The 17,007-nt window shown below is 62.0% G+C and carries 15 protein-coding genes; 7 read left to right on the forward strand and 8 right to left on the reverse strand.

The features are described from left to right. Complete coding sequence (locus JQ624_RS31550; RefSeq protein WP_409334396.1) at positions 1-2,463, forward strand: PAS domain-containing protein; 2,463 nt, start codon at positions 1-3, stop codon at positions 2,461-2,463. Positions 2,464-2,482: 19 nt separating this feature from the next. Here JQ624_RS31550 and JQ624_RS31555 read toward each other — a convergent pair whose 3' ends face one another. Both JQ624_RS31555 and JQ624_RS31560 read right to left on the reverse strand, forming a co-directional pair. Beyond that, positions 2,483-5,143 (reverse strand): EAL domain-containing protein, encoded by a 2,661-nt coding sequence (locus JQ624_RS31555; RefSeq protein WP_212422841.1) that lies wholly within the window; start codon positions 5,141-5,143, stop codon positions 2,483-2,485. Positions 5,144-5,294: 151 nt separating this feature from the next. Continuing rightward, entirely contained in the window at positions 5,295-5,822 is a 528-nt protein-coding gene (locus JQ624_RS31560) for a hypothetical protein (protein ID WP_212422808.1), read from the reverse strand. Positions 5,823-6,165: 343 nt separating this feature from the next. Between JQ624_RS31560 and JQ624_RS31565 the strand changes: the two genes are divergently transcribed. Then, the gene (locus tag JQ624_RS31565; RefSeq protein WP_212422809.1) at positions 6,166-6,729 is read left to right on the forward strand and encodes a phosphatase PAP2 family protein; all 564 of its coding nucleotides are present in this window, start codon (positions 6,166-6,168) and stop codon (positions 6,727-6,729) included. Between the two features lie 62 nt (positions 6,730-6,791). Here the strand turns inward: JQ624_RS31565 and JQ624_RS31570 are convergent, their stop codons facing one another. Further along, positions 6,792-7,283, reverse strand: coding sequence for a ferritin-like domain-containing protein (locus tag JQ624_RS31570; RefSeq protein ID WP_212422810.1), 492 nt, complete (start codon positions 7,281-7,283; stop codon positions 6,792-6,794). Between the two features lie 71 nt (positions 7,284-7,354). Continuing rightward, positions 7,355-7,807, reverse strand: coding sequence for a PPC domain-containing DNA-binding protein (locus JQ624_RS31575; protein ID WP_212422811.1), 453 nt, complete (start codon positions 7,805-7,807; stop codon positions 7,355-7,357). Between the two features lie 205 nt (positions 7,808-8,012). On the opposite strand from JQ624_RS31575, the gene JQ624_RS31580 reads away from it, so the two are divergent. Both JQ624_RS31580 and JQ624_RS31585 read left to right on the forward strand, forming a co-directional pair. Next, positions 8,013-8,918 carry a DUF6328 family protein gene (locus JQ624_RS31580; RefSeq protein ID WP_212422812.1) on the forward strand — a complete coding sequence of 302 codons (906 nt, stop codon included), beginning with the start codon at positions 8,013-8,015 and terminating at the stop codon, positions 8,916-8,918. A gap of 184 nt (positions 8,919-9,102) precedes the next feature. Then, positions 9,103-9,441, forward strand: a complete 339-nt coding sequence (locus JQ624_RS31585; RefSeq protein ID WP_212422813.1) for a hypothetical protein — start codon at positions 9,103-9,105, stop codon at positions 9,439-9,441. A gap of 76 nt (positions 9,442-9,517) precedes the next feature. On the opposite strand, the gene JQ624_RS31590 is transcribed toward JQ624_RS31585, so the two are convergent. Then, a complete protein-coding gene (locus tag JQ624_RS31590; RefSeq protein ID WP_212422814.1) occupies positions 9,518-9,820 on the reverse strand; it encodes a hypothetical protein in 303 nt (100 codons plus the stop codon). 201 nt (positions 9,821-10,021) lie between these two features. Between JQ624_RS31590 and JQ624_RS31595 the strand changes: the two genes are divergently transcribed. Next, positions 10,022-11,872, forward strand: coding sequence for an alkaline phosphatase family protein (locus tag JQ624_RS31595; RefSeq protein WP_212422815.1), 1,851 nt, complete (start codon positions 10,022-10,024; stop codon positions 11,870-11,872). Between the two features lie 147 nt (positions 11,873-12,019). On the opposite strand, the gene JQ624_RS31600 is transcribed toward JQ624_RS31595, so the two are convergent. Next, positions 12,020-13,075 carry an AraC family transcriptional regulator gene (locus JQ624_RS31600; RefSeq protein ID WP_249130214.1) on the reverse strand — a complete coding sequence of 352 codons (1,056 nt, stop codon included), beginning with the start codon at positions 13,073-13,075 and terminating at the stop codon, positions 12,020-12,022. A gap of 194 nt (positions 13,076-13,269) precedes the next feature. On the opposite strand from JQ624_RS31600, the gene JQ624_RS31605 reads away from it, so the two are divergent. After that, on the forward strand, positions 13,270-14,919 hold the full coding sequence (locus tag JQ624_RS31605; protein ID WP_212422816.1) for an NAD(P)/FAD-dependent oxidoreductase: 1,650 nt from the start codon (positions 13,270-13,272) through the stop codon (positions 14,917-14,919). Between the two features lie 109 nt (positions 14,920-15,028). Continuing rightward, entirely contained in the window at positions 15,029-16,222 is a 1,194-nt protein-coding gene (locus tag JQ624_RS31610; protein ID WP_212422843.1) for a serine hydrolase, read from the forward strand. 191 nt (positions 16,223-16,413) lie between these two features. Here JQ624_RS31610 and JQ624_RS31615 read toward each other — a convergent pair whose 3' ends face one another. Both JQ624_RS31615 and JQ624_RS31620 read right to left on the reverse strand, forming a co-directional pair. Continuing rightward, positions 16,414-16,593: a hypothetical protein gene (locus tag JQ624_RS31615; protein ID WP_212422847.1), complete on the reverse strand. Its 180-nt coding sequence runs from the start codon at positions 16,591-16,593 to the stop codon at positions 16,414-16,416. A 41-nt stretch (positions 16,594-16,634) separates the two neighbouring features. Beyond that, on the reverse strand, positions 16,635-16,871 hold the full coding sequence (locus JQ624_RS31620) for a hypothetical protein (protein ID WP_212422817.1): 237 nt from the start codon (positions 16,869-16,871) through the stop codon (positions 16,635-16,637). Positions 16,872-17,007: the final 136 nt, after the last annotated feature.

Genomic DNA, 17,007 nt, shown 5'->3' on the forward strand with positions numbered 1-17,007 from the left:
ATGACCCCTTCCGACACTGCAAACGTTTTGCCTGAAATTGCCGCCGCCGAACGCTTGCGGCAACATCTGCAGGAAATCGCGGACGAGCGCGACAGGGCTCATCGCGCCTTGCAGGAACGCGAAGCGGAGCTGGCGCGGATCCAGCGCATCGCCGGTGTCGGCGGCCTCGAAATCGATTTCCGCGACGGCGTCAAGAACCGCCGCTCCCCCGAATATCTCCTGGTTCACGGCTTGCCGCCCGAGGCGGCCAACGAGACCTACGAGGAATGGGTCAGCCGAATCCATCCCGAGGATCGCGAACGAACGGTCCAGCATCTGTTCGGCGTCCTGAAAAGCGAGAGCGAGGACTATTCGGCCGAATACCGCATCGTGCGGCCGAACGACGGCACGACCCGCTGGATCCGCGTCGTCGCCAAGATCGAGCGCGACCGCGACGGCCGCGCGCTGCGCCTGGTCGGCGCCGATTGCGACGTCACCGCTCAAATGCTGGCGCAGGCGACCTTGCGCGAAAGCGAGGAGCGCTTCCGCCTGATCGCCGACAGCGCGCCGGTGCCGATCTGGGTGACCAAGCTCGACCGCACGCGTTCCTTCGCCAACCAGGCCTATGTCGATTTTCTCGGACTGCCGTTCGAGGAAGCCATCGCATTCGACTGGCGCAAGCGGTTACATCCGGACGACCAGCAACGCATCGTGCAGGAATCAATCGCCGGCGAGGCTTCGCTCAAGCCGTTCGTGCTGGAAGCGCGCTACCGGCGCGCCGACGGCGAATGGCGGTGGCTGCGGTCGGAATCCCAGCCGCGCTGGGACCCGACCGGCGCGCACATCGGCTTCATCGGCGTCGCCCACGACGTCACCGCCGCCAAGCAGGCCGAGCACGATTTGCGCCGGCTGAACGAAATCCTCGAATTGCGGATCACCGAGCGGACGGCGCAGCTGGAATCCAGCGAAGCCCAGATGCGCGCGATCCTGGAAACCAGCCATCAGTATCAGGGGCTGCTGAACCAGCACGGCGACGTGCTGTATGCCAACAAGACCGCGCTCGCCGGAATCCGCAGTGACGCCAGCGACGTGGTCGGCAAGCCGTTCTGGGAAACGCCGTGGTTTTCCGGTACCGAAGGCATGCGCGACACCGTCCGCGACGCCTTCATCGCCGTGATGCAGGGCGACGAAATCCAGATCGAGATGCGGCTGTACCTGCCGATCGGCGAGCGCTATTTCGACTTCGCGATGCGCCCGCTGCGCGATCAGCACGGCGCGATCATCGGCGCGGTGCCCGATGCCATCGACATCACCGAACGCCGCCAGGGCGAGGAAGCGCTGCGCCAGTCGCAGAAGATGGAAGCGGTCGGGCAATTGACCGGCGGAGTGGCCCACGACTTCAACAATCTGTTGACCATCATCCGGTCCGCGACCGATTTCCTGCGCCGCCGCGAACTGCCGGAAGAGCGGCGCCGGCGCTACATCGACGCGATTGCCGAGACCGTGGAGCGCGCCTCCAAGCTGACCGGACAATTGCTGGCGTTCGCCCGCAGGCAGCCCTTGAAGCCGCAGGTATTCAATGTCGGCACCCAGGTCGAGGCGGTGGCGCAACTGATTCGCCCGCTGGTCGGCGCCCGGATCAGGATCGACGTCGACATTGCCGATCTCAACTGTTTCGCGATCGCCGATATCGCGCAATTCGAAACCGCGCTGATGAATCTTGCCGTCAACAGCCGCGATGCCATGAACAGCGAGGGCCGGCTCACCATCCGCGTCCGCAAGGTGGATGCCATTCCCCCGCTCCGCGCCCAGCCCGCCCGCAGCGGCGACTTCGTCGCCATCACCGTGACCGACACCGGCACCGGCATTGCGCCTGCCCTGCTCGAGACGATCTTCGAGCCGTTCTTCACCACCAAGGAGGTCGGCAAAGGCACCGGCCTCGGCCTCAGCCAGGCGTTCGGCTTTGCCAAGCAATCCGACGGCGACATCGCGGTCGCGAGCGAGCCCGGCCAGGGCGCGACGTTTACGATCTACCTGCCGCAGGCCGCGGTGCCGGCCGATGCCGTCGAGGCTGCAGCGACCGGCAGCGAACCCGCCACGCGCGGCCGCGGCTACCGCGTCCTCGTGGTCGAGGACAATGACGACGTCGGGCAGTTCTCCACCGAACTGCTGGAGGATCTCGGATATACGGTCCGTCGCGTCGCCAGCGCGGACGCCGCGCTCGCGATCCTTGCCGAGGACGAGTTTTCCGCCGACCTGGTGTTTTCCGACGTCATCATGCCCGGGATGAACGGCGTCGAGCTCGCCGGCATCGTGCGCGAGCGCTACCCCGGCCTGCCCGTGGTCCTGACCAGCGGCTACAGCAACGTGCTGGCGGAGAGCGCCCACCGCGGCTTCGAGCTGATCCAGAAACCCTATTCGGTGGAATTGCTGTCGCGGATTCTCAGGAAGGCTATTTCCGAGGCGCGGCCGCAGCCGGGCTGAAGCAACCTGGTCTCCAGCCTTACGCCGCGGCCTCTGCGCCGGCCTCCCCCGACGCCAGCAGCGCGCGGATTTCCTGCGCCGGACGCGCCGCGCTGAACAGAAAGCCCTGCATCTGGGTACATCCGAGATTCTGCACGGTCTCGCGCTGCTGCAGGGTCTCGACGCCTTCCGCCGTGGTGACCATGTTGCGGTCGGCGGCGATGCTCACCACCGCGCGGATGATCGAGGCCGACGAGGAATTGCGCGTCACTTCCTTGACGAAGGAACGGTCGATCTTGATCTTATCGAACGGGAAGCGCTGCAGATATTGCAGCGAGGAATAGCCGGTTCCGAAATCGTCGAGCGCGATGTGAACCCCGAGCGCGCGGAGCTGGTTCAGCGTCGCCAGTGCTGCGTCGTCGTCCGCGATCAGGACGGCTTCCGTGATCTCCAGCTCCAGCCGGCGCGGGTCGAGCCCGGTCTCGGAGAGGACAGAAGCGACCTTCAGCGACAGCGTGTCCGACCGGAACTGGATCGGCGAGACGTTGACGGCGATGCGGACATTGGCCGGCCAGGTCGCGGCTTCCGCGCAAGCGGTGCGCAACACCCACTGCCCGATCTCATCGATCAGGCCGGTTTCCTCGGCGACCGGCACGAAGTCAGCCGGAGAGACCATGCCGCGCACCGGATGCCGCCAGCGCAGCAGCGCCTCGCAGCCGGTGACACTGTCGCTGCGCAGATCGACCTGCGGCTGATAGTGCAATTCGAAGCTGCCCTGCGCCAGCGCCGCGCGCAAGTCCGCCTCCAGCTCGCGGCGATGATTGGCCTGCTGCTCCATCGCGGGATCGAAGAAGCGATAGGTTCTGCGGCCGGCCGCCTTCGCCGCGTACATGGCGAGATCGGCGTTCTTCAGAAGATCGAACAGGTCCAGGCCGTCGCGCGGCGCGATCGCGATGCCGATGCTGGCATCGCTGGCAAGCTGGTGGCCGTGGCAGTTGAACGGGGTCCGCAGTGCCTGATAGATCCGCGCGACCAGTGCGTGGACATCCTCGGCGCTCTCGATGCCGTGCTGGAGGATGGCGAATTCATCCCCGCCGAGGCGGGCGATGAAATCTTCAGGTCCGACCGACTGGCGCAACCGCTCCGCCACGCCCTTGAGGAACTCGTCGCCGATCAGATGTCCCAGCGTGTCGTTGATGCGTTTGAACTCGTCGATGTCGATATAGAGGATCGCGAATTCGCGCCCCTCGGTTTCCAGCAGCAATCCCTCGGCGTGGCGCTGGAACAACGAGCGGTTCGGCAGATTGGTCAGCGCGTCGTAATGGGCGAGATGCTCGATCCTGGCCTGGTCACGCCGCCCTTCGGTGACGTCTTCCAATGTCGTGGCCCAGCCGCCGTCCGGCGAGCGCTTGAAGATCAGCCGGATCGTGCGCCCGTCCGGCGTCGAGGTCACGGTATCCTGAACCAGGCTGCCGTTGGGATCGAGAAACCGGGCGCAATAGGCGTCGACGTCGCCGACAAAGGAGCCGCGCTCCTGACGGTGCCGGATCAGATCGCGCAGATGACAGCCGGGTTTGACCACGTCGGTCGAGAGCCCGAACATGTCGATATATCGGCGGTTGCAGATCACGAGGCGCCCTGAGGAATCGAACAGCAGCAGGCCCTGCATCATGTTGTTGATGGCGGTGTCGAGATGCTGGCTCTTCTCCGAGAGCTTGCGCTGCGCGGCGGCATGCTGGCCGCGCAGCTGGCGCACGATCAGGAAGACCATGCCGATCACGACGACGATCGCCGGCGCCGCCGCAAAAAATTGCAGCCTGGTCTGCGCCCGCCAGTCGGCGAGCGCCGTCTCCGTCCTGGTGGTTGCGACGATCAGGATCGGAAAGTGCATCAGCGACTTGACCGCGCCGACCTTGTCTTCCGACAATCTCGCGCTGGTGAAGCGTCCGGAAATATTGCCGTCCAGCGCCAGCGCGCGCTGAAATGCCTCGGTGCCGGCAACGTTGAAGCCGATCAGGCTGTCGTCCTTGGGATAGCGTGCGATGATGGTGCCGTTGCGGTGAATCATCGAAATCGCGGTATCGTTGTCGAGCTCCAGCGATCCGACAAAGGCCTCGAAATGCGAGGGCTCGACGCCGCGGCTGGCAAACCCGATGATCTCGCCGTTGCGGCCGACGATCTTGCGCGCAAACAGCGTGGTCCAGTTTTTCGTCACCTTGCTGACGACCGGCTCGACGATCACGTCGGGCGTCGGCCGTCCCGACGTGAACTCCTTGAAATAATGGCGGTCCGCAATGCTCAAATCGGGCACGGGCCACATCTCGGAGGAATTGATCAGCCATCCCCTGGCGTCCCACAGGTTCAGCGCGCCGACATGCGGCAGCGCCGAAAGCTTGGTGCGCAGCATCTCGTGCGCGCTGAGCGTCGACATTCTCTGTTCGAATTCGTCCGACGTATCGACCCCGTCGGCTCGCATGCCGGCCACGACGTCCTCGTGCACGTGCTGGAGATCGCTCAGTTGCTGGTCGAAATGCCGCGACAGCAGCAGCGCGCTGTTGTTGAGCTCGCGTTCGGCGACTTCCAGCGCCCGCTCGCGGTATTGCATGGCGAAATAGCCGGTGCCGAGCATGATCGCGATCACGAGCGCCGCCGCGTTCAGGATCAGCCACTGGATTGCACTCAGCCTGATCCGCCACGGCATGCCGGCACCGAACAGCGGCTGGCCCGCCGCGATGACGTCTTGCGATGAATTATTCAGCATTTCCGCTGCCCCCACAGGCGCTTGTTGTAGGGAACACAACCCAAGAGGGCGTTAGCAAAATGAGTTATCGCAAGGTTAAGGGGCGGCGGAATCAGGCGGTTTCCGCCATCTCGTCTTCCGTGAGGCTGCACTCGATCAGCGCGCCATCGATCGTGAACTTCGAAAACAGCGAGCCCGGCGTCGAAGCCTGCAGCGCCGCGAAGTACTGTGAATCTCCGGGGCTCTTCAGGAAGAAACGGATATGGCTTGCCGACATCGTATCCCTCGATAGCCATACGATGCCGGAGAACAGCGCCACCATCATCTGGGCGTACTGGCCGGCGTCTGCGATCCCCAGTTCATAAATCGGCGACACCACGATAAAGCGCGCCCGCAGGATCGGCGACGGGAATTTGCTCATCATCAGGCGGCTGACCTGGCAGGCCGCATGAATCCGCTCGCCGGCGGAAAGGCAGTACAGGCTGGGGTGGTCGCCTTCCTTGGTCAGGCCGTCATAGGCCGTAAAGCTTCCCGTCGAAAAGGTCGAAAAGTCCTCGCCGACGCTTTCGGCGTCCTTCTTCCATTGGGCCTTGATCGCCCGCCAGGACCTGTCCGGCTCTTTCATCGGCAGAAGGCGCATGACTAACCACGGGTTAATGCAGGAAATGAATGCCGTCATCTTACGGCCTGCGGCTAAACGTTTGCTTACGCCGCTACCTTGGCAACCACGTATTTGTACGGCCATGCAAATATACTACCTCGGCGCGCGTTTTGCCGTGGCGCTTCCTCGCGTCGCCGGCGTCGGCGCGATCAAACGGACACCCGGACAACGCAATCCTTCCTGCAATCAGGAACGATCGAGCACGGTCCGGGTTTTCCCGCATCGGCGTTTCTTCCCCCGTAACGTCGAACCCGAGCCCCGCCGAAACTCCCATGGACGGGGTTGGCGGGGCTCCGTTATTCCGGCTGCGACAAGGCGGACGATGGCGCTGTTTTGGATACGGCCAACCCGGGCCGACATCGAAATCGCGGAATGGATTTCCGACCACACCGGTCCGGAAGTCGAACAGATTGCGGGGGCCATCACCTGGGGCGCCGATGAGCGTGTCGTTTGCGCCCTCGCCGCAGGCTGGTGGCTCTACTGCAGGCATCGAAGCGCGCGTCATCGCACCGGCAGCAACCATATCCTGCTGACCACAGTCGCCGTTACGCTTCTGCCGCATCTGCTGAAGTCGATCTTTGACCAGAAACGCCCCGACCGTCTGATGGTCCGCGCGCACCTTCACGGCGTGCCGTTCTCAGGAAAACCTCTCGACGCCTTTCCATCCGGCCATGCCGTCCATGTCGGCGCGTTGGCATCGGCCGCTACGGTACTGCCGCCTGCGAAACGCAACCTGGCTTGGTCGATCGGCGCGGGCCTGGTGCTGACGCGGATCGTCCTGTTGGCGCACTGGACCAGCGATGTGATCGCGGGCCTTGCGATCGGCGCCGTGGTCGAACGGTTGCTCAGGCGTTGGACGGGTTTCGGATTGTCGCGCCGGGAATAGGTTGAGCCGGCTGGCGGCGCTGGCCACAAGGACAATCAGCGCCGCCGGCCGGCTACTTGGCGCTATGCCGCGGCCTCATAATTGACTGCGGTCTCGGCAAGCTTGGTCAGGCTTTCGTCGGTTTTCTTCTCCTCGGCCAGGGTCTGATCGAGCAGCTTCGCGGCTTGCGGATTGTTGAGCTTGACCGCCCAGGCCTTCAGGGTGCCGTAGCGTGAAATCTCGTAATGCTCGACGGCCTGAGCCGCCGCCAGCAGGCCGGCATCGAGCGCGGGCGTATCGGCATATTCCTCCATGATCTCCTTGCCTTCATCGAGAATGCCCTCGATCGCATCGCACTTCTTGCCGCGCGCGGCCTTGCCCAGCAGTTCGAAGATCTTTTCCAGACGCTCGACCTGCCCCTCGGTCTCGTCGTGGTGCTTTTCGAAAGCGGCGCGCAGCTTGTCCGAGTTGGCCGCCTTCGCCATTTTGGGCAGCGCTTTCAGGATCTGCTTTTCGGCGTAGTAGATGTCCTTGAGGGTATCGAGAAATAGTTCGTTGAGGTCTTTCTCAGCCATGACGTTCTCCATTGTTGGTAGGCAGACAACATTGGATTGAATGAAATGGTTCCTATGCCGCGCGCGGCGCCTCAGCCGCGCCCCGCCGCAAGATCGATCAGCGCAATCCCGAGGTCCGCCCGCTTCTTTCGTCGAAGCGTCGCCGGGACTTCGGTCAAGACCACTTCGAGCGTCGGCCTCACCGTGCCGGCCAGCAGGTGGCCGCCGCGGGTCGAGCCGTCGGCGAGCCCCAGCACGATGTGGACATGAAGGCTGGGCTTGCCGTCATCGCCGACGGCTATGTCCCCGATCGCACTGAGCACCTCGCATTGCTCATTGACCTCGATTTTGCGGTAGCTCTTCGAGGCAATGTCGAACCAGCCGACGGTAGCCCGCTCGAACGCGCCGATCGCCGTTAGCGATGCCGCGGAAATCCCTGATTCATTGGCGAAGCGGGTGAGCGCTGCAAACGCCTCCTCACCCGTGTCAAGAATGATGACATGAACCTGCGCCTCCGCGTCGGCGGCGATATGCCTGCTCTTCATAGGTGATCTCCATTGCTCATAGGTGATCTCCATTGCGGTCAGGCCGCGCTACGTCGGCCGCGCCGGCTTAACTCCATGAGAACGCTCCTGAGATTAAGCTGTCCCGGTCAATCGGGACCGGCAGACATCGTTCCCTGCGCGGTCCGAATCCAGCACCCTCGCCGGTTTGGAACCTCTCAATTCGAGGGAAGTTCAATAGGCGGAGATGGCGATGAATGTCGAAAGCCGGCTGAAGACTGCGCTCGATGAGTCAAGGCTCCTGATCCTCGGAGCCCAGGTGCTGTTCGGATTCCAGTTCGAGGCCGTCTTTCAGGAACGCTTTCCTGATATCTCCGACACCGCCCGGCATATGCATGGTGCGGGGCTTGTGCTGATGCTGATCAGCATCAGTCTGCTAATTGCTCCCTCGCTATTTCATCAGATCATTTTCGCCGGAGAGAGCCGACCGGGGGCGATCAGGACGGCGACGACGCTGGCAGGCATCAGCCTGCTGCCCCTGACCGTCGGATTGGGCATCTCGGTCTTCGTGGCCCTGGAGCACCTGTTCAACCGCACCGTTGCTATCGCTGCCGGCTCGTCGTTCACCGCGATTGGACTGGCGCTGCTGTACGGACTCGGCTTCGCGCTGCGCCGGGATCGGAAGAACCAGATGCAGGAAATGTCGAACACGACCTCGCTGAAATCCAAGATCGAGCAAATGCTAACGGAGGCCCGGGTCATCATCCCCGGCGGCCAGGCCCTGCTCGGGTTTCAACTGATCGCCACCTTGACGAAGGCGTTCGGCGAGCTGCCCGATCTGTTCAAATATGTTCATTGCGCCGCGCTATGCACGGTGGCGCTAGCCGTCATCCTTCTGATGACGCCCGCCGCGCTTCACCGCCTTGGCTTTCAGGGCGAAGACGCTCCGGAATTTTTCGACATCGGTTCTCGCCTGGTGATCGGCGCTTCGATTCCATTGGCCATAGGTATCTCCGGCGACGTCGCGGTGGTGTTTTTCAAGACCACCGAAGACACGATCATTGCCTTGAGCGCCGGTGCGATCGCGCTGCTCGCGTTGCTTGCGCTCTGGCTGGCCTATCCACTCCGGCACCGCCTCCGCCATACGGCGTGACGAAGCCGCTGCTGCAAGCGCGTTGATGCTGGAAGTTCATTCGCAGGAACACACAATCGGTCTTGCAGTGGAACATGAAACCGGAACTGAAACCTCACATCGGTTTGAAATGACCGCATCACGATATCGGAACGGTCGCTATCGCTGTTCGTTGGCCCTTGCGTCACTGCAACGGAGGCAACTTATGAACTTGAAGCTCCTGACAGCAGCGGCTGTTCTTTCCACTGCGGTCGCAGCGCCAGCATTGGCGCAGGATCCTCACGGACGGTCGGATGCCATCCGTCAACAGCAAACCCAGGACCGCGTTTATAACAGACACAGCGGATTCTGGCCGGGTGAAGTAGCCGCGGGCGTGGTTGGCGGCGCGATCGGAGCGGCCGGCGTTATCGCCACCGCTCCGTTCCGAAACGACGTCTACGCCTATAATGATGGCTACTATGGCCGACGCTACAACAGCGGCTTCGTCTGTCAGCCCGGAACGATGTTCTGGGGTGAGGACGGTCGACGTCACCTCTGTCAGTAACGAGAGAGCATACGTGACTTAAGAGAGAGGCGGCTCGCGGGCCGCCTCTCTTCTTGTCTGCCGATTCCTAATACAGTTAGGTAACTGACGGCGCGCGCTTGGGAACAGCTTCCTCCCTCTTTCTCTTCTTTCCCGGTGAGTCGCCGCCCTCGTCTACTCTGCTCACGCGCTGAGCGCGCTCCTTGTCCCGAGGCTGCTCTTGTCCGCGCTCATCGCGGACGATGCCTTGGTCATGGCGATCATCGTCGTGACCGGTCGATTCCGGCTCGGTGGCTTGACGTTGCTGCTTCTTGGCTTCCTCCACTAATAGCTCGTCGCCGAGCATCTGCCCGATGATCTGTTTGGTCTGCCCTTCGGCTTTCTGTTGGAACTTGCTCATGGCTGGCCTCCTGGCAAGGAGAACTGCGCCGGGGCCTCGATGTTTCCTCCAATCGGTCCAAACCTTTGGCTCGACGCGGCTGCCTGTACCGGTGTCCGCCCTTGAGGCCCGTTCCACACAATGTAACAATCCTATCGCAGAGCAAAACTAAACGGGAGCGAGGGCCTATCGCCGGAACCGCTTCTTGTGGGGGAGAACCTGATGCGCCGCACAATCGTATTGCTGTCCGCCGGACTGATCGCACTTGCCGCAGGCTCCGCGTCCGCGCAAAACGCCAACCCGCGTAACCTGATCCTGTTCGTGCCGGACGGCCTGCGCGCGCGCATCGTGACGCCGCAGACCGCGCCTGCGATGGCCGAGTTGCGCGACAAGGGCGTCAATTTCAAGAACTCGCATTCGCTGTTTCCGACCTTCACCATGGCGAACGGCTCGGCGATGGCCAGCGGCCATTACCTCGGCGATACCGGCACCTTCAGCAACACGATCTACACCGGCCGCCCCATCGCCCACTCGAACAACACCGTCACACCGTTCCTCGAAGTCAATCCCGTCCTTCTCGAGGTCGACGAACATTTCGGCGGCGACTATTTGAACGAAGAGACGCTTTTGAAGATGGCACGCGAGAAGGGTTACAGCACCGCGGCCATCGGCAAGCACGGCCCCACCTTCATCTTCGACCATACCGACAAGGTCGGCACGGCGGGATTGCATTCGATCATCATCGACGACGCCACCGGCAGCAAGAACGGCGTTGCGCTGTCGGATGAAATGAAGGAGGCCTTGACCAAGGCCAACCTGCCGCCAGCGACGCCTTCACGCGGCGAAAACGGCAAGGCCGGCGACGCCAAGACGCCGGGCACGACGACGGCCAATGTCGCGCAGCAGGCCTACATGGCCGACGTCGCAGCCAAGGTCGTGCTGCCGATGTTCAAGGCGCGCAACAAGCCATTCGTGCTGGTGTTCTGGTCGCGCGATCCTGACGGCAGCCAGCACAATACCGGCGACAGCCTCAACACCATCACGCCCGGCATCAACGGGCCGACCTCGATGGCCGGCATCAAGAACGCGGACGATAATCTGGCGCAACTGCGCAAGGCGCTGGACGAGCTCGGCCTCGCCGCGAACACCAACATCGTCGTCTCCTCCGATCACGGCTTCTCGACGATCTCGAAGGAGAGCAAGACCAGCCCCGCAGCGAAGATTTCCTACGAAGACACGCCGAAGGATTTCCTCCCCATGGGCTTCGTTGCCATCGATCTGGCGAAGGCGCTGGACCTGCCGCTGTTCGACCCCAACGACAAGAACGCGCGCGTCGCAGACAATGCCCATCCCAAGGCAGGCAACGGCTTGATCGGGAAGGATCCGGCGAAGCCGGATGTGGTGGTCGCGACCAATGGCGGATCGGACCTGATCTATATCCCGGCCAAGGACCGCAAGCTCGCGGACCGCACCATCAAGGCGCTGCTGGAACAGGATTACGTCAGCGGCCTCTTTGTCGACGATGAGTTCGGGAATTTCCCCGGCACGCTGCCGATGTCGCAGCTCGGCCTCAAGGGCAAGGCGGTCGTGCCGCACCCGTCGATCGTGCTGAACTTCCGCTCCTGGTCATCCGGATGCGACGAGCCGACCAATTGCTCGGTCCAGATTGCCGACACCGTGCTGCGGCAAGGCCAGGGCATGCATGGCAGCTTCAGCCGCGGGGATACAATGAACTTCATGGCGGCGATCGGACCCGACTTCAAATCGGGATATGTCGACGCCCTGCCCGTCAGCAATGCCGATGTCGGCGCCACCGCGGCCAAGCTCCTGGGGCTCACGCAACAAGCAAAGGGCAGACTGATCGGCCGCGTCATGACCGAAGCGATGCCCAACGGCGCAACGCCCAAAGCCTATGCCGGCACCGTGACGTCGAAGCCGTCGGGGAACGGGCTGCGCACCGTGCTGAACTTCCAGCGCGTCGGTTCGCAACGCTATTTCGACGCGGCGGGTTTTCCCGGCCGCACGCTCGGGTTGGAGGCGAACGGCGGCAAACAGAAAACGGCGGGGAAGTAATCGCAATCCGGCCAGGCGCGACCGTTTCGTAGCCCGGATGAGCGCAGAATGTAGGGTGGGCAAAGCGTAGCGTGCCCACCGTTGAGAATGACGCTCTTCGACAGATGGTGGGCACGGCACGAGCGCGCCTTTGCCCACCCCACGCATCTAAGCGCTGCAGTTATGCTTGCGATATTCGGCCGGCGTGACGTTCATGTACCGGCGAAAGACCCGATTGAGATGGCTCTGATCGGAAAAGCCGCTCAGAAGCGCGATTTCCTTGAGCGCCAGGCGATCTTTGCGCAGATGCTGGCACGCACGCTCCACTTTGCGTTTCAAGACATAGGCATGCGGTCGGGTTGCGTAATGCGACTGGAATTTGCGCGCAAACTGAACCGGCGTGCAGCTGCATATATTGGCCAACTCCTCGAGCGTGATGTTCCGGAAGATGTTTTGTTCGATGTAGTCCTCGATCAGCCGCGCATGGGCCGGCCTGAAACGTCCCTGCGAGCGCGGCAACTTGAACTGGACAGAGGCGTATTTTCGCAGGATGTGCACGCTGGCCTGCAGCGCCAGCGCATCATAGCAGAGCCGCCCGCCCGGCCCCCCAGCGGCCACCTCCTGAATCATTTGATCGCTGATCCAGGCCAATACCGGATCTTCCGCGCGCACCAGATCATGGAGTTCAACCCGCTCCGCGTCGCGATCGAAAGCCTCGCTTGCCGTCTTCATCATGAGCGCGGGCGAGATATAGAAATGAGACACTTCGATATCGTGTCGCCAGACCCAGTTCGAAGGCTCCGCGCGCGTTAGCAATGTCGTCACGCCTCGGCCGACATGATCCTGCTTCCATGGACCGGTTACGCGGCGGTTCATGGATGTCGCGCCTTCCCGATAATTGACGATCAGGAAATTCTCCGACGGAGGGACCGAGATGTCGGATGGGGCGTAGCGGAACACCCGCATTCGAAATTCCGGCATTCCCGTCGCCACGCTGTCGAGCTTGAGGTCGCCACCGGCGTATTGCGGGAGCTCCTCCACCGTGATCAACCGGCCCATCGCGCACCTCCCGCGTCTGGAATTCTGGGGGCGGTTGACCGCTCTTTGCTCTTTAGCCAGACGGCAGCCGGCGAGCATAAGGCCGTTTCTTAATTTGCCAAGGGCCAATGCGGAACGCAGTGCGATGCCACCATTTTCGTTCAAAAGAATGCGCAATTCGTCCAAGCCGGGAACGCCGGACGGCGACTAGCTTCCCCATCCGACACGGGTAACAGCACAGGCAAGCCAGAAGAGACGCAGGAGCGAGCGTCCGGCCGCGTGTTCTGCCGTGAACGACACCACGACGTGTGCGCCGTCCGTCTCGCGACGGGCGAACGAAGTCGCATGTCTTCAGCAACAAACGCCAAATGGAGGGAAGCATGAGCCAAGCAGCAACAGAGAAAGGCAGAGGCAACGGGGCGCAGAAGACGGCGAGCTTCGATGCCGTGGTCATCGGAGCCGGTGTCGCCGGGCTTTATCAATTGTATCGCCTGCGCGAGCAGGGATTAAACGTGAGAGTGATCGAAGCCGCCTCCGGCGTCGGTGGCACGTGGTACTGGAATCGATACCCTGGCGCGCGCTTCGACTCGGAAGCCTACATTTATCAGTACCTGTTCTCCGAACAGCTCTACAAGGGATGGAGCTGGAGCGAAAAATTCCCCGGCCAGCCCGAAATCGAGCGTTGGCTGAATTACGTCGCCGACCAGCTCGACCTCCGCAAGGACATTCAGTTCAATACGACCGCCGAGCGCGCGCATTTCGACGAGGCGGCGAAGCGCTGGACGGTTTTGACCGACAAGGGCGATACGATCCACGCCCAGTTCCTGATCACCTGCTGCGGCATGCTCTCGGCGCCGCTGGCATCAAGGTTTCCGGGGCAAGAGACGTTTAGGGGTCAGCTATTCCATACGGCGCGCTGGCCCAAGGAGGGCGTCAATTTTGCCGGCAAGGGCGTCGGCGTGGTGGGAAACGGGGCGACCGGCATTCAGGTCATCCAGACGATCGCCGCCGACGCCGGCCATCTGAAGGTCTTCATCCGCACGCCGCAATACATCATTCCGATGAAAAATCCCAAATACACGTCCGCGGACGTCGATGCCTACAAAGCGAAGTTCCAGTTTTTCACCAAGCAGCTGCCCAGTACGTTCACGGGTTTCGAGTATGATTTCGAACATGCCTGGGCCGATCTCGCGCCCGATCAGCGCCGCGAGGTGCTGGAAGACTGCTGGAACGACGGTTCTCTGAAGCTGTGGCTCGCCTCCTTCGGCGAGATGTTCTTCGACGAGGAGGTCAACCGGCAAATATCTGAATTCGTGCGCGAGAAAATGCGCGAGCGGCTCCAGGATCCGACGCTGTGCGAACTGCTGATTCCGGCCCCGACCGACTACGGCTTCGGAACGCACCGCGTGCCGCTGGAACAGAACTTCCTGGAGACCTTCCATCGTCCCAATGTCGAAATCGTCAGCGTCAAGAGCAACCCGATCGAGCGCGTGACCCCTGACGGGCTGCAGACAGCGGACGGGACGGTCCACAAGCTCGATGTCATCATTCTGGCAACCGGCTTCGACGCCGGAACAGGCGCGCTGACGCGCATCGACATCCGCGGTCGCGATGGAAGGGCATTGAAGGACGATTGGAGCAAGGACATCCGCACCACCATGGGCCTGCAGATTCATGGCTATCCGAACCTGTTCACGACGGCCGTGCCGCTCGCTCCGTCGGCCGCCCTGTGCAACATGACAACCTGCCTCCAGAAGCAGGTCGAGTGGATCGACAACTGCATCAAGTACATGCGCAGCAGGAATCTGGAGGTCATCGAGCCGACAAAGGATGCCGAAGACCAATGGGTGGCGCATCACGACGAGACCGCCAATGCGACGCTCATCGCCAGGACTAACTCCTGGTATCTCGGCTCGAATGTCGAGGGCAAACCGCGCCGGGTGCTGTCCTACACTGGCGGCGTAGGCACCTATCACGGCAAATGCGACGAGGTCGCAGCAAGCGGCTACCGCGGCTTCGCCATGCATTGAGCGCGGCGCCGCCGGGCCTAGTGACAACGATCCTGTCGCACGCGACCGCAGCGGTCGCGTGGGCCAGGCAGCGATCGAAAGCATTCCATTACATAGAGGGAGAAAGACAATGGGTACTGGTTTCAATGCGTCGGCAAACGCCGTTCTCGATGGGGTCGTTGCGTCAAACCCGCGCGTTCCCGGTGTGGTCGCGATGGTCACAGACCGTCATCGCAATATCTACGAAGGCGCGGCCGGCAAACGTCGTCTCGATCAGGCGGCCGAAATGACGACGGTCAGCGTTTTCGCTATCTTCTCGACGACCAAAGCGATCACCGGCACGGCGATCCTTCAGCTTGTCGAACAGGGCAAGCTCGATCTCGATGCGCCTGCCAGGACCTACGCGCCCGACATCGGCAAGCTGCAGGTGATCGAGGGCTTCGACGCCAAGGGCGAACCGAAATTACGCCCCCCGAAGCGCGATGTGACCACGCGCATGCTGATGGTTCACACCGCCGGCTTTGGTTATGATTTCTTCAGTCATACCTATAATCGCCTGGCGCAGGAGAAGGGTCAGCCCAGTGTCATCACGTCTTCCAAGGCATCGCTGATGACCCCGCTTCTGTTTGATCCGGGCGACAAATGGGAATACGGAACCAATATCGACTGGTGCGGTCAAATCGTCGAGGCCATCACCGGAAAGCGGCTCGGCGAGGTGTTCAAGACGCGCATTTTCGAACCCCTCGGGATGAATGACACGAGCTTCGACCTCACGGATGCGATGCGCAGCAAGCTCGCCGGGGTTCATGCAAGAGGCCCTGATGGCTCGCTCACGCCAATGGACTTCGAGCTTCCCGCAAATCCTGAAGTTCACATGGGCGGCCATGGCCTTTACGCCACCGTCGGCGATTACATGCGCTTCATCCGCATGTGGCTTAACGATGGTGCGGGCGACAACGGCCGGGTGCTAAAGCCCGAGACCGTGCGCATGGCGGCGCAGAACCATTTGGACGACAAAAAGGTGACCGCGCTTCCGGGAGTCATTCCCTCGCTGTCCAATGACGCGGAGTTCTTCCCGGGCCAGTCGAAGTCCTGGGCGCTGACATTCATGATCAACGACGAACAGGCCCCAACGGGACGTCCGGCCGGCGCTCTCGGTTGGGCCGGCCTCGCCAACCTCTTCTACTGGATCGACCGGGCGAACGGGTTCGGTGGATTCTGGGCCACACAAATTCTGCCCTTCGGCGATCCGGCTTCGTTCGTCGGTTACTTGAACTTCGAAACGGCGTTCTACGACAGCCTGAAGCTACGAAAGGCAGGCTAGAGTTCGTTCAGCTTGAAAGTTCGTAGGGTGAGCAAAGCGTAGCGTGCCCACCATTCGGGATAACGCACTTCGATAGATGGTGGGCACGGCGCAAGCGCGCCTTTGCCCACCCGAAGTTGCAAAACCATACGGGTCCAAACGCACCGAAACAAAAAAACGGCGGGGAGATAACCCCCGCCGCATGTACCTGACTATCCGATGAGCCATAGCCCCTTGTGGATGTCGAATTTCACCAGACCTTCGTCGCGCATTTTCAGAAGCAGGGCTTGGCAGGCTTCCTCATTCGGGAGATTGGCACGCCGCATGACCTGGTAGGCCTTGAGCGGCTTCTCTCGAAGCGCATTCAGAATATTCTCGCGATCTTTCAGCATAATTGCCCCGCAATCCAAAACCGGCGTTCGTGATGAATGGCTCAGGCCATGACGAGTTTGATCTGGCCGTCTTCAAGATCTCCCGCCGCGAGCGCGTCGCGCGCCATCTTTTCGATAACAGGCCAATTTGTAAGAAGATACTTGTGGGCCAGCGCCTTCGTCGGCAGCTCGGTTTGCAGAACGCAGCGTTGCCGCGCATTCCCGTTCGCGATCAGAAAGGATACCGCTTGCGGCCCCTCGATGATCTCTTGTTCGGTGGGCTTGGCAGCTATCCGCATCCGCTATTCCTTTGTGAACGCCTGATTGGGCTGAGCGGTCGGGATCGACATCAACCGCAGCGCTGTGGTCTGTTTCTTCAGCTTGTCTGTTTCTTCAGCTTGGGGGAGTGAGCGGCGGCCAGCTAGGGCTGCTCGT

Source organism: Bradyrhizobium sp. AUGA SZCCT0283 (assembly GCF_018130385.1).
In the GTDB taxonomy this organism is placed as follows: domain Bacteria; phylum Pseudomonadota; class Alphaproteobacteria; order Rhizobiales; family Xanthobacteraceae; genus Bradyrhizobium.

Excerpts from the sequence above, each read along its gene's own strand:
- JQ624_RS31550 (WP_409334396.1), top strand. The coding sequence starts at position 1 with ATGACCCCTTCCGACACTGCAAACGTTTTGCCTGAAATTGCCGCCGCC.
- JQ624_RS31555 (WP_212422841.1), bottom strand. The coding sequence starts at position 5,143 with ATGCCGTGGCGGATCAGGCTGAGTGCAATCCAGTGGCTGATCCTGAAC.
- JQ624_RS31560 (WP_212422808.1), bottom strand. The coding sequence starts at position 5,822 with ATGCGCCTTCTGCCGATGAAAGAGCCGGACAGGTCCTGGCGGGCGATC.
- JQ624_RS31565 (WP_212422809.1), top strand. The coding sequence starts at position 6,166 with ATGGCGCTGTTTTGGATACGGCCAACCCGGGCCGACATCGAAATCGCG.
- JQ624_RS31570 (WP_212422810.1), bottom strand. The coding sequence starts at position 7,283 with ATGGCTGAGAAAGACCTCAACGAACTATTTCTCGATACCCTCAAGGAC.
- JQ624_RS31575 (WP_212422811.1), bottom strand. The coding sequence starts at position 7,807 with ATGAAGAGCAGGCATATCGCCGCCGACGCGGAGGCGCAGGTTCATGTC.
- JQ624_RS31580 (WP_212422812.1), top strand. The coding sequence starts at position 8,013 with ATGGCGATGAATGTCGAAAGCCGGCTGAAGACTGCGCTCGATGAGTCA.
- JQ624_RS31585 (WP_212422813.1), top strand. The coding sequence starts at position 9,103 with ATGAACTTGAAGCTCCTGACAGCAGCGGCTGTTCTTTCCACTGCGGTC.
- JQ624_RS31590 (WP_212422814.1), bottom strand. The coding sequence starts at position 9,820 with ATGAGCAAGTTCCAACAGAAAGCCGAAGGGCAGACCAAACAGATCATC.
- JQ624_RS31595 (WP_212422815.1), top strand. The coding sequence starts at position 10,022 with ATGCGCCGCACAATCGTATTGCTGTCCGCCGGACTGATCGCACTTGCC.
- JQ624_RS31605 (WP_212422816.1), top strand. The coding sequence starts at position 13,270 with ATGAGCCAAGCAGCAACAGAGAAAGGCAGAGGCAACGGGGCGCAGAAG.
- JQ624_RS31610 (WP_212422843.1), top strand. The coding sequence starts at position 15,029 with ATGGGTACTGGTTTCAATGCGTCGGCAAACGCCGTTCTCGATGGGGTC.
- JQ624_RS31615 (WP_212422847.1), bottom strand. The coding sequence starts at position 16,593 with ATGCTGAAAGATCGCGAGAATATTCTGAATGCGCTTCGAGAGAAGCCG.
- JQ624_RS31620 (WP_212422817.1), bottom strand. The coding sequence starts at position 16,871 with ATGCGGATAGCTGCCAAGCCCACCGAACAAGAGATCATCGAGGGGCCG.